Consider the following 11,333-nt stretch of genomic DNA (forward strand, 5'->3'; position numbering starts at 1 on the left):
CCGATGGCGCCTTCGGCGCGCCCCCTGCGAGATCCGGACAACGGGCCCTGGTTCCCCGGTCTTGGAAGGGATCTCGGCGTGGCATGGAAGGCACTGCGCTCGGCGCTGGAAGCCGTGTATCTGCGGCGGCTGCACGGCAAGTTGGAGGGTCTGCCCCGGCCCCGGCATGTGGCGATCATGCTGGACGGCAACCGGCGCTGGGCGCGCGGCGCGGGTCACACGGACGTCCGTGAGGGCTATCGCGTCGGCGGCGCGAAGGTCACGGACTTCCTGCACTGGTGCGCCGACGCCGAGATCAGCCACGTCACCCTGTGGATGCTCTCCGACGACAATCTGCACCGTCCGGCCGCCGAACTCGGCCCGCTGCTCGACATCATCGAGGAGACCGTGCGCCGGGTCTGCGCCACGGACGCGCCGTGGGAGATCGAGATCATCGGCGCGCTGGACCTGCTGCCGGGCGACACCGCGCGGGTACTGAAGGAGGCCGCCGCCACGACGGCCGGCCGGGGTGGCCTGAAGGTCGACGTGGCGGTGGGCTACGGCGGGCGCCGGGAGATCGTGGACGCGGTCCGGGCCGCCTTCGACAAGCACATCCGCGCCGGGGGCGACCCGCGCGACCTGGCCGCCGACTTCGACCTGGAGCACATCACCGACAACCTGTACTCCCCCGCCGGGCACGACACGGACTTCGTCATCCGCACCTCCGGCGAGCAGCGTCTGTCCGGGTTCCTGCTGTGGCAGTCGGCGTACGCGGAGGTGCACTTCGTGGACGTGCTGTGGCCGGCGTTCCGCCGGATCGACCTGCTGCGCGCGCTGCGCTCGTACGCGGCCCGCGAGCGGCGTTACGGCCGCTGAGCGGGCGTCAGTCCAGGCCGAGTCCCCGGCGGCCGGTGGCGTTGAGGCCGTCGGCGGGGAAGCGGTCGGGCCAGGTGCGCTCGTAGTGTTCCTCGGGGAAGTCGCCCGGGCTGGAGCCGGTGAGGAACGCCTCGCGCACCGAGGAGGCGTACGCCTCGTTGCGCGGGCACCAGGGTGCGGCGGGGATGTACATGACGTTGCCCCAGCCCTTCTGGTCCCGGACCGGGGCCACGCTGTGGATCATGTCGCAGTGCCACCAGACGGAGTCGCCCGCGCGGACGTCGGGGATGCCGGTGAGCGCCCGCATGAGCAGCGGGTGCCACTTCTCGCTCGCGGGGAAGACCTGGTTGACGGTGACCCCGCACATGTCGTCCTCGGGCACGTCGGGCAGCAGCGGCCGCAGCATCAGGTAGGCCATGGCCTCGGGGATCGGCACGGTGTGCAGGACGCCCTGGTCGTGGTCCATGTCGGACAGCGCGGTCCAGCCCTGGAAGGTGCGGAACGCCGAGCACATGGTGGAGCCGGGGTACTGGGGCCCCGAGGTGCGGTGGGCGGGGTCCCAGGGGTCGTACTCCTCCACGGTGCCGTCGAAGAGGTGGCGGAACGCCCGCTGGTAGGCGCCGGTCATCCACAGGTCGAGGGTGCCGGGGTCGCAGTGGGTGCCGAGTCCGGCCGAGTCGGTGCCGGGCGGGCGGCGCCGGATGCGGTCGGGGTAGAGGGCGTCGCGGTCGGGGTCGAACCACTGGACGCCGTCGGAGGTGTGCCGCCAGAAGGAGTTGAGGAAGGACTGCACCCGGGCCGTGCGCCCGCTCTGCCGGGCCTCCATCTGGGCCGGGGACCAGTAGACGGGGTAGATCTCGGGCTTGGAGCCGACGCTGCCGAAGAAGTCGTCGCCGGGGCCGGTGTAGTTCTCGAAGAAGCGGTTGCCCTCGACGTAGTCCACGATCCCGGCGTCCCAGGCGAGCGCCTGTTCGCGGGGGAAGTGGCCGCGTACGACGAGACAGCCGCGCGTGCCGATCCGGGCCGACTGCTCCGGGCTGACGGTGCCGTTCTCGATGTCGGCGTAGTCGACCACCGGCCAGACGGTGTCCCCGGCCGCCCGCTCCGCCTCGATCTCCGCGACGCGTGCGGCCACTCGTCGCTCGACGGCGGCGAAGACTTCCCCGACGCTGCGGCCGGACGCCTCGATCCGGGTCCGGAGGGCGGTCTTGATCTCGCGGACCGCGGCGGGGAGGTTCGCGGGGATCGTCTCCCAGTGCGGCAGGTCGCTGCGGGTGGGCTGGTGTCCGGCGGTGAGAGTCATGGCGGCCCGGCTCCTTTGGTGAGGGCTCCTTACCAATTCCACGGTAGGCAAGGCGGAGCATTTGGGCAAGAGTCCTTACTAGACTGCTGCGCATGACACCCGCCAAGCCCTCGCTGGAGATGCTGCGCGCGCTCACGGACGAGAACGTGCTGCGCGCCCTGATGGCCGACCGGCGCCTCACCCGCGCGGAGATCGCGGCCCGGACCGGCATCTCCAAGCCGACCATCTCCGACGCCGTGCAGCGGCTCGCGGCCGCCGGACTGGTGGTGGACACCGGCGAGCGGACGACGGGACGCGGCCGGTCGGGCTCGTACTACGCGCTCGCGCCGGGGCTCGGCACCGCGCTGGTGGCGAGCATCTCGCCGCTCGGAGTGACGGCCGAGACGGTGGACGCGCTCGGGGACACCGTGGGGCGGGCCCGCGCCGGCCTCGGACGCAACGCGGGCGAGCACCAGGCGGCCAGGGCGCTGGCCGAGGCGGCGGCCCGGCTCACGGAGCCGGAGCCGGGCGGCGCGCGGCTCGCCGTCGTCAGCGCCGCCGACCCCGTCGACCGCGCGACCGGCAGACTGGTCCGGCTGCCCGACGCGCCGTTCCTCGTCGGCGCCCTCGATCCGGCCGCCGTACTCGCCCCGCACGTCACCGGCCCCGTACTGGTGGACAACGACGTCAACTGGGCCGCCCGCGCGGAACACGAGGCGGTGGGCGTAGAGGATTTCGTGTACGTCCATCTCGGCGAGGGCCTCGGCTGCGCCGTGGTCGCGGACGGCGCCGTGCGGCGCGGGCACCGGGGGCTCGCCGGGGAGATCGCCCATGTGTGCACCACCGGCCCGGACGGCACGGCGATGCCGCTGACGGAGGTCTTCGCCGCGCTCGGCCTGCGCCGGGCGGACTCGACGGCCATCGACGTGGACGCGCTGGAGGCGGCCGTCGGCGCCGACGACCGTACGACGGAGGCGCTGGCGCGCGCGGTCGCCGGGGTGCTGAGCGCGGCCGTGGCCCTGGCCGATCCGGCGCTGATCGTGCTCGGCGGCGAATGGGGGCGCCTGCCCCGGATGCGGGCGGCGATCGACCGGCAGCTCGCGCACGGGCCGCGTCCCGTCCGGGTGGCCGCGGCGACGGTCGAGTCACCGGAGCTGACGGCGGCGCGCGGGCGGGCGGTGGCGGAGCTGCGGGAGCTGATCGTGGGGTCCGCGCGGTCGGCAGAGCGGTGAAAACCCCTGGCCGGAGGCGATTTCGCGTGCTGGGATGGCCCGATGGAACGCACGGTTGACGTGGACCGGGGTTCGTACCCGGATGTGGTGACGCCCTGGGAGCAGGCGACGTGGCGGGGCGCGGTCTTCGACTGGGTCGAAGGCCAACTCACCGCTCATGGGCTGCGGTTGAGCGGGGTGTCTCGGGTTCGGGTGCGGCCGTGGTCGGTGTCGATGCGGATTCCGGTGGCCGGGGGTGCCCCGGTGTGGTTCAAGGCGAACCCGCCCGCGAGCCTCTTCGAGGGTCCGCTGACCGCCGCGCTGTCCCGCTGGGTGCCGGAGCATGTGCTGCGGCCGCTGGCCGTGGACGCCGGCCGTGGCTGGTCGCTGCTGCCGGACGGCGGCCCGCTCTTCCGCGAGGTGCGGGGCGATGTGCCGCCGCGCGCGTGGGAGGAGTTGCTCACCGGGTACGCCCGGATGCAGCGCGCCCTGGTCCCGCGCGCGGACGAACTCGCCGGACTCGGCGTGCCGAGGGTGCGCGTGACCGAAGTACCCGCGTCCTTCGACCGGTTGCGTGCCGCGAACGGCTCCCTGGACCCGGACCAGCGGGCGCGGCTCGACGCCCTGCGGCCCCGACTGGTGGACTGGTGCGCGGAGTTGGCCTCATTCGGCGTCCCCGACTCCCTGGACCACGCCGATCTGCACGAGGGCCAGCTCTTTCACCCCGGGCCGGGCCGGTTCACCTACTTCGACTGGGGGGACTCCGTCGTCTCCCACCCCTTCGCCAGCCTGCGCGTCCCGGCCCTGCGGGCGTGCGAGCGGTACGGGCCCGAGGTGCTGCCACGGCTGCGGGACGCCTACCTGGAGCCCTGGACGGACATCGGGCTGTCGGCGGCGGAACTCCGGCGCGCCGTGCGGCTCGCGTGGCGGCTGGGCGCGCTGGGCCGCGCCCGCTCCTGGAGCCGGCTCTTCCCTTCCGCGGCCCCGGCCGCGCCCACCGCCGCGGAGGGCGCCCGCTCACTGCTGGAGACGGGCGACACTCCCCCGCTCTGAGCGCGGCCCGTCAGCGGGAGCGGCGGGCGTCGAGCCGGGCGGATCAGGTGGTCATGCCCGGCGGGATCGGGCGCCTCGCGGGCCGCCCGGAGCCGGCTGGCGGCATCCGTGACCGGAGCCGCGCCCACCGCCCTGAACGGCGCCCGCTCGCGGCTGGGAACCGGCGGCACTCCCCCCGCTCTGAGCGTCAGCGGGGCCGGCGGGCGTTCAGCCGGGCGGCCTGGCGGGTCAGGTGGTCGCGCTCGGGGAGGTTGGGTGCCTGGTGGGCCGCCTCGGCGTACAGACGTGCCGCCGTCGCCGGGTCGCCGTCCCGCTCGTGGAGATACGCCGCCACCGCCGTGTACCGGGGCAGTGAGTCGTCCAGTGCCGCGAGCGCCGCCAGTCCGGCGCGTGGTCCGTCGGCCTCCCCGACGGCGACCGCGCGGTTGAGCCGTACGACCGGACTGCCGGTCAGGCGCGCCAGCTCGTCGTACCACTCGACGATCTGCACCCAGTCGGTCTCCTCGGCGGTGGGCGCGTCGGCGTGGAGTGCCGCGATGGCGGCCTGGGCCTGGAACTCGCCCAGCCGGTCGCGGGCGAGAGCCGCCTGGAGGACGGCGACGCCCTCGGCGATCGCCGCGGTGTCCCACCGGCCGCGGTCCTGCTCGGCGAGCGGCACCAGGCTGCCGTCGGGCGCGGTCCTGGCGGCGCGCCGGGCGTGGTGGAGCAGCATGAGGGCGAGCAGTCCCGCCGCCTCGGGGTGGTCGATCGCGGCCGCGAGCTGCCGGGTGAGCCGGATGGCCTCGGCGGCGAGGTCGACGTCGCCTGAATAGCCCTCGTTGAAGACCAGGTAGAGGACGCGCAGCACGGTGGCCACGTCGCCGGGCCGGTCGAGGCGTACGCCGGAGACGGTGCGCTTGGCGCGGCTGATCCGTTGCGCCATGGTCGCCTCGGGCACCAGGTACGCCCGGGCGATCTGGCGGGTGGTGAGCCCGCCGACGGCGCGCAGGGTGAGCGCGACCGCCGACAACGGCGTCAGCGACGGGTGGGCGCAGAGGAAGTACAGCTGGAGGGTGTCGTCCCCGGTGGCCGCGGGGCCGGGTGCCGGTTCCTCGTCCACGAGGTCCTCGCGCCGGCGACGGGCGGTGTCCGCCCGGTTGGCGTCGAGGAACTTGCGCCAGGCGACGGTGATCAGCCAGCCCTTCGCATCGCGCGGAGGGTCGGCCGGCCAGACGCGCAGCGCCTCGACCAGCGCGTCCTGGACGGCGTCCTCGGCCGCCGCGAAGTCCGCTCCGCGGCGTACGAGGACGGCGAGCACCTTCGGTGTGAGGCTGCGCGGCAGCGCCTCGTCCATGGCCTGGGTCAGTCCGTGACGGTGCAGTGGTCGCCCAGGAACGGGCGCAGCTCCAGCCACTCGTGGATCGGCTTGCCGCCGGCTCCGGGGGCGGCCGACAGTTCCCCGGCCAGTTCGAGGGCCCGCTGGTGGCTGTCGACGTCGATCACCATCCAGCCGGCGATGAGGTCCTTGGTCTCGGCGAAGGGGCCGTCGGTGACCGGCGGACGCCCCTCGCCGTCGTACCGGACGAAGGTGCCCTCGGGGGCGAGTGCCTGGCTGTCGACGAACTCGCCGGTCTCCTGGAGGCGGGCGGCGAAGTCGTTCATGTACCGCACGTGGGCCGAGATCTCCTCCGGTGTCCACTGGTCCATGGGCACGTCGTTGGCCGGGGCCGGGGCGCCGCGGTAGTGCTTGAGCAGCAGGTACTTGGCCATCGTGGTCCTCCTCGCCGATGCGACCCATTGTGGTCGCGTTCGCAGCGGGGACGGAGCCGGACACGGGTTCTCGACATCGCCGGCCGGCTTTTTCCGGCTCTCGTGGAGCGTCAGCCTCTGTGAGCCGTGCCGCTCGTGGCGCGGAGATGGTCGCGGCGGGCGTTGTTGTACGTGCGCAGATGGACCTTGGCGACGGCGCAGGCCGCGCCGTCGGCACGGCACTGGCGGCAGGTCCGCACGTGCTGCTCATAGGTGGTACGGGCGTTTTCCAACGCCTCATCGGCAGAGGACATGGTCATCTCCGAAAGGAGGGCGCGCCCGTGCGGACGACGCCTGGTTGACTGGCTAGTAACTTCCGGAGAAAGATCATCATGTTACTGCCGGTACTGGGAAACCGGCCCTGGCAAAGATCGGGTACGCAGTACGTCCGCGCAGGTCAAAGGCGTAGTAACGCCGAAAGAGGGAGAACCGTCCGCCGACGGTTCCCCCTCCTGCCTCCCCTTCCCGCGCCGGTGACGCGGGAGGGGTCAGGAACGGCGTGCGCGCGAGGCGTACACCGTTCCGGCTCCCACGGCCAGCACGAGCGCGGCCCCACCCGCGAGCATGCCGACCGGGGCACCCGCACCGGTCTCCGCCAGCGGCGGGTTGCCGCCGTTCGGCGAGGACTTGGGGGCGGGCGCGCTCGGCTGGGCCGCCGGCACGTCCGGGTTGGTGGACGGCGTCGCGCCGGGCTTCGGGCTCACCGGGGGCTTGCCGCCCTCGGCGGGGGCACTCGGCTCGCTCCCGGCGGGCGGCGCGCTCGGCGCCGGGCTCGCGGAGGTCTCCGGCGCGGACGGGCTGGGGGTGGCCGACTCCGGCGTACCGGACTCGCACCGCTTGTCCCCGCCGTTCCAGGCGGCTATCAGGTGGTACGGGGTGAGGACGCCGGCGCGCACGTCGGGCAGCGGGCCGTGGCCCTCGCCCTCCTTGCCGTCGTAGGCCACGTCCTCGCCGTACAGGTCGATCTGCCCGAAGCAGGCAGGCGCCTTGACGCTCAGCTTCTGCCAGGTGCGGCCGTCGTCGTCCTTGCCCGCGACGTCCTTGGCGGTGAGGTGGACGGTGGCCTTGTCGATCATTTCCTGGCGGCCCGAGGAGGCCCAGCTCGGGCCCTCGGTGGTGTACTCGGCCAGGGAGACGGGGTAAGCGCATCCCTCGCCGACGGTCTGGCCCGGCGCGAGGCGGACCTCGACGGTGCCGGGGACGGTGTCCCACTGGTGGAACCCGCCCTGCGAGGACCAGTCCGGGCCGACGACCTTGCCGTCGGCGTCGACCAGGCGGTACTGCACGGTGGCGGACGAGCAGGCGCCGCCGTCCTGGGCGTGGGCGGTGGTGGCGCCGATCAGGGGCGCGGCGGCCGCAGCGAGGAAGGCCGCGGCGGACGTGGCGAGAAATCTGGCTGGTTGCGAGCGTGCCAAGGTGAGCCTCTGTCCGTTCAAAGGTGTGGGAGGTGGCCGGGCGCGCGCGAACCGGCGCGCGGCGCCCTTGTCCCTTCGCCCGCCCGAGGCGGAGCGAGGACGGTCAGAGTCTTGTCGCCTTTACAACTCCCGTCAATTTTCCACGAGTTGAGCCTCATCACAGTCGGGGCGGGACCGATTGCGCAGGTCAGAACGGGCGGCAGATTTCGGTACGGGACCCGACATCCCCGAATTGCGCGGATCGGCCCCGCCAAAGACGGCTACTCGCCCGGTGCCAGGGTGGCCGCGAGGAGGCGTGCCGTCTCCTCGATCAGGGCGTCGTCCACGGTTGCGTCGGGGGTGGGCTTGGTGGACAGCACGGACAGGAGCAGAGGCGTCCCCTTGCTGGTCCAGGCGACGCCGAGGTCGTTGGCGCTGGCGTAGGAGCCGGTGCCCGTCTTGTCCGCGAGGAGCCAGCCGGGCGGCAGACCGGCACCGAACCGCTTGGCGCTGGTGGTGTTGCCGCGCAGCCAGCCGACGAGCTGTTCCCGGTCGGCGTCGGCCAACGCGCTTCCCAGGGTGAGCAGTTCGAAGGTGCGGCCGAGGGCGCGCGGGGTGGTGGTGTCGCGCGGGTCGCCGGGTACGGCGGTGTTCAGATCGGTCTCCCACCGGTCGAGCCTGCTCACCCGGTCGCCGAGGGACCGGAAGAAGCGGGTGAGGCCGGCCGGGCCGCCGATGCGGCGGAGCATCAGGTTGCCCGCCGTGTTGTCGCTGTACTGGATGGCGGCCGCGCACACGTCGCCCAGCGCCATCCCGGTCTCCACATGGGCCTTGGTCTGCTCGGAGTTGGCCAGGATGTCCGCCGGCGGGTAGTGGATCACCTCGCCGAGCGCGGCGCGGCCGCCGTGGTCGCGCAGGACGGCCGCGGCGGCGATCGCCTTGAACGTCGAGCACATGGCGAACGGTTCGTCGGCGCGGTACGCCACCGTCGCGCCGGTGCGCGGGTTGTGCGCGTACACGCCGAGCCGCGCGCCGTACCGCTTCTCCAGCGCGGTCAGCTCGGGGCGCAGGGCGGCCGGACCGTTCGAGGCGCCCCACGCGGGGGCGGCGGAGGTCGCGGCGGCGGCCGCGGTGAGGGCGGCGCCCGCGCGAAGCAGACTGCGGCGCGGGACGGGGGTGGCACGGGTCATGTGCGGTTTCCTCCAGGGGAGTTGGGCCGTCGGGACCGTTGGATCTCCGACGGGGGGACAGCGAAACAGCAGGGCACCGCTCATGTCCAAGAGTGAACTTTGAACGTGCCATGACTTATTGATATGACTCCTGGATGGATCTGCTCGCGCATCTGGCGGCGTTCACCGCAACGGCCGACGAGGTGAGCTTCTCGCGCGCGGCCGAGCGGCTGGGGATCGCGCAGCCGCTCCTCAGCCGCCGTATCAAGTCGCTGGAGGCTTATTTCGGCGGCCAGTTGTTCGACCGGTCGCGGCGGCAGGTCGCCGTGACGGAGTTCGGCGGCTCCCTGCTCCCGTACGCGCGGGACGTGCTGGAGCGGGCCGAGCGGCTCGGGCAGGCCGCCCGTTCGGCGCGTGCCGCGCGGGTACGCGTCGTGGGAGTGCCCGCGCACTGCGCGCCGATGGCGCTGGCCGGGGTGATCCGCGCCGGTACGGAGCACGGCATTACCCTGGCGGTACGCGAACTCCCGCCTCGGCAGAGGCAGTCGGCGCTCGGTGACGGTTCTCTGGCCTACGCCCTGCTCCGCGTGGCCCCCGAGCGGGCCGCGTTGCGGGTCCCGCTCGGCCTGGCGGAGGCGAAACAGCCCTCACGGCGCACCGTCCATCTGGAGGACCTGCGCCCGCCCCGGGGCGCGGCCGGGCTGCCGATCCTGACCTTGGAGGAGGACGAAGTGCCGTACGCGCAGGACCGGTTGGGCAGGGCCACCGCCCGTGCCGGGCTGCCGGGGACCCTGGTCGGACCGGCGGGCCCGGCCGCTGCCGCGCTGGCCGACACGCTGGCCGGGCGGGCGCGGCTGCTGTGCGCGGAGCCGCTCGCCCGTCAGCACGGCGCGAGCTGGACCCCGCTGGCCGACGCCTCCCTGCACCGGGGGTACGAGGTCGGCGCGAGCGAGTGCCACGGGGAGACGGGCTCGGTCCCGGCGTGGCTGGCGAAGACACTGGCGGAGGCGGCCGGATGAGTACCGAGGTCACCTACGCCGCCACGGACAGCCCCCTGCGCGACGTGGCGGACGGCATCGCCCGCGAGTGGGACGCGCTCGGGGTACGGGGTTCGTTCCTGGCCCGGAACATCGACACCGGCGAGCAGCTGGGCTTCGACGTCGACGTGCCGGTGCCGCTCGCCTCGGTGGTGAAGGTCCCGCTGGCCCTGGTGGTGCTGGACCGGATCGCGGCCGGGGAACTGGACCCCGCCCGGCCCGTGACCTTCGTACCCTCCGCGAACGGCGCCGGTCCGACCGGGCTCGCCGCGTTCCGCCATCCGGCGACGCTGGCCGTCGGCGACCTGCTGCTGATGATGCTCTCGGTGAGCGACAACGCCGCGGCCGACCTGCTCCTCGATCTGGTGCCGGTGCCGGAGGTGGCCGCCCGGCTGCGCTCCTGGAACTGCCCCGGCCTGCGGGTACGGCACCGGCTGCGGCACATGTACGCCTGCGCGGCCGGAGCCTGTGGCAACGACTTCTCGCTCGCGCTGGAGCTGGCCGTACGCGACGAGCGCACCGGCCGTCACACCATCGAGACGCTCGACCCGGCGCACGCCAGCACCGGGACGGCCGGAGCCCTGGTGTCCCTGCTGGAGCGGGTGTGGCGCGACGAGATCTCCGATCCGCGCGCGACAGCCGAGCTGCGCCGTCTGATGGGCTTCCAGGTGTTCGCCCACCGGATGGTGAGCGAGCTGCGCGCGGACTCCCTCCGGTTCAGCGGCAAGACGGGTACGTTCCTGCATCTGCGGCACGAGATCGGTGTGGTGGAGGCGGATTCCGGCGACCGGGTGGCCCTGGCGGCGCTGACCCGCGCCGACCGCCGGGCGTCCCTGGCGCCGGACATCGACCTGGCCATCGGGGTCGGAGCCCGGCGCGCTTTCGAGGCACTGCGAGGGTGAACCCGGCTCAGCCCCGGCCTCCGCTCAGCCGGCGCCACTCCGGCCCGACGCGTTTCCACTCCTCGTCCCACTGCGCGAGCCGGCGCCGGACGAGCGAGTTGCACGCCAGCCGTCCGGAGGCCCAGACGACCGTGCCGGTGATCTGGGCGACGAGGACGCCGGTGAGGACGGTCTGGAGCATGGCCTCGGCCATGGAGGCGGGCGGCGGCACGGTGCGTCCGGTGCCGTCCGTCCACAGGTTGACCGTGGTGCCGGCCGGGGTGCCGGGGTTCACCTTGGCGCGGTCGGTGTGCACGGTGCCCTTGCCGTCCGTCCAGCGCACTGTGGCCCACACCCGGTCGTCGTCGTAGCCACCGCCCGAGGGCTGGGTCTTCGTCGCCGGCCCGGTGAGCACCGCGCGGACCTCGTGCACCTGGTCGCGGCGCGCGGACAGCGAGGAGTCCACGGAACTCGCGGCGGCCCAGCCCGCGAGCACACCGCCCAGTACGACGAAGATCCAGGTGAGGAGCACGACCCACGCCTCGACGAGGTCGCCGCGCCGTCGCAGTGGATTGCGCCGCCAGCGCCACAGCCGTACAGGGGTGATCGTCTTGGGAGGTGTCCGAGTCATCGGCAGCCGCCTCCTCTCGCCTGCCCACACCA

General features: G+C 73.6%; 12 protein-coding genes. 5 read left to right on the top strand and 7 right to left on the bottom strand.

Annotation, left to right across the window (positions count from 1 at the left end):
• The first annotated feature begins 78 nt into the window (after positions 1-78).
• Entirely contained in the window at positions 79-855 is a 777-nt protein-coding gene (locus ACIGA3_RS11130) for an isoprenyl transferase (protein ID WP_399713085.1), read from the top strand.
• A gap of 7 nt (positions 856-862) precedes the next feature.
• Here the strand turns inward: ACIGA3_RS11130 and ACIGA3_RS11135 are convergent, their stop codons facing one another.
• Positions 863-2,158: a DUF1479 domain-containing protein gene (locus tag ACIGA3_RS11135; RefSeq protein ID WP_399713088.1), complete on the bottom strand. Its 1,296-nt coding sequence runs from the start codon at positions 2,156-2,158 to the stop codon at positions 863-865.
• Between the two features lie 92 nt (positions 2,159-2,250).
• Between ACIGA3_RS11135 and ACIGA3_RS11140 the strand changes: the two genes are divergently transcribed.
• Both ACIGA3_RS11140 and ACIGA3_RS11145 read left to right on the top strand, forming a co-directional pair.
• A complete protein-coding gene (locus tag ACIGA3_RS11140; RefSeq protein ID WP_399713091.1) occupies positions 2,251-3,369 on the top strand; it encodes an ROK family protein in 1,119 nt (372 codons plus the stop codon).
• Positions 3,370-3,411: 42 nt separating this feature from the next.
• Positions 3,412-4,401 (top strand): phosphotransferase, encoded by a 990-nt coding sequence (locus ACIGA3_RS11145; protein ID WP_399713093.1) that lies wholly within the window; start codon positions 3,412-3,414, stop codon positions 4,399-4,401.
• A gap of 187 nt (positions 4,402-4,588) precedes the next feature.
• Here ACIGA3_RS11145 and ACIGA3_RS11150 read toward each other — a convergent pair whose 3' ends face one another.
• From ACIGA3_RS11150 to bla, 5 genes are all read right to left on the bottom strand, one after another.
• Complete coding sequence (locus tag ACIGA3_RS11150) at positions 4,589-5,734, bottom strand: RNA polymerase sigma factor (protein WP_399713095.1); 1,146 nt, start codon at positions 5,732-5,734, stop codon at positions 4,589-4,591.
• An 8-nt stretch (positions 5,735-5,742) separates the two neighbouring features.
• Positions 5,743-6,150, bottom strand: coding sequence for a YciI family protein (locus ACIGA3_RS11155; RefSeq protein ID WP_399713098.1), 408 nt, complete (start codon positions 6,148-6,150; stop codon positions 5,743-5,745).
• Positions 6,151-6,260: 110 nt separating this feature from the next.
• Entirely contained in the window at positions 6,261-6,443 is a 183-nt protein-coding gene (locus ACIGA3_RS11160; protein WP_399713101.1) for a hypothetical protein, read from the bottom strand.
• 234 nt (positions 6,444-6,677) lie between these two features.
• Positions 6,678-7,604: a hypothetical protein gene (locus tag ACIGA3_RS11165; protein WP_399713104.1), complete on the bottom strand. Its 927-nt coding sequence runs from the start codon at positions 7,602-7,604 to the stop codon at positions 6,678-6,680.
• Between the two features lie 260 nt (positions 7,605-7,864).
• Positions 7,865-8,773 (bottom strand): class A beta-lactamase, encoded by a 909-nt coding sequence (gene bla / locus ACIGA3_RS11170; RefSeq protein WP_399713106.1) that lies wholly within the window; start codon positions 8,771-8,773, stop codon positions 7,865-7,867.
• Between the two features lie 134 nt (positions 8,774-8,907).
• Here bla and ACIGA3_RS11175 point away from each other — a divergent pair, with 134 nt between their 5' ends.
• Complete coding sequence (locus tag ACIGA3_RS11175) at positions 8,908-9,771, top strand: LysR family transcriptional regulator (protein WP_399713109.1); 864 nt, start codon at positions 8,908-8,910, stop codon at positions 9,769-9,771.
• Entirely contained in the window at positions 9,768-10,691 is a 924-nt protein-coding gene (locus ACIGA3_RS11180; RefSeq protein WP_399713111.1) for a serine hydrolase, read from the top strand. The genes ACIGA3_RS11175 and ACIGA3_RS11180 overlap by 4 nt, the downstream gene beginning before the upstream one ends.
• Positions 10,692-10,698: 7 nt before the next feature.
• On the opposite strand, the gene ACIGA3_RS11185 is transcribed toward ACIGA3_RS11180, so the two are convergent.
• Entirely contained in the window at positions 10,699-11,301 is a 603-nt protein-coding gene (locus tag ACIGA3_RS11185) for a hypothetical protein (RefSeq protein ID WP_399713114.1), read from the bottom strand.
• Positions 11,302-11,333: the final 32 nt, after the last annotated feature.

The sequence above is a fragment of the Streptomyces sp. NPDC085596 genome, assembly GCF_044541565.1.
Taxonomy (GTDB): Bacteria; Actinomycetota; Actinomycetes; order Streptomycetales; family Streptomycetaceae; genus Streptomyces.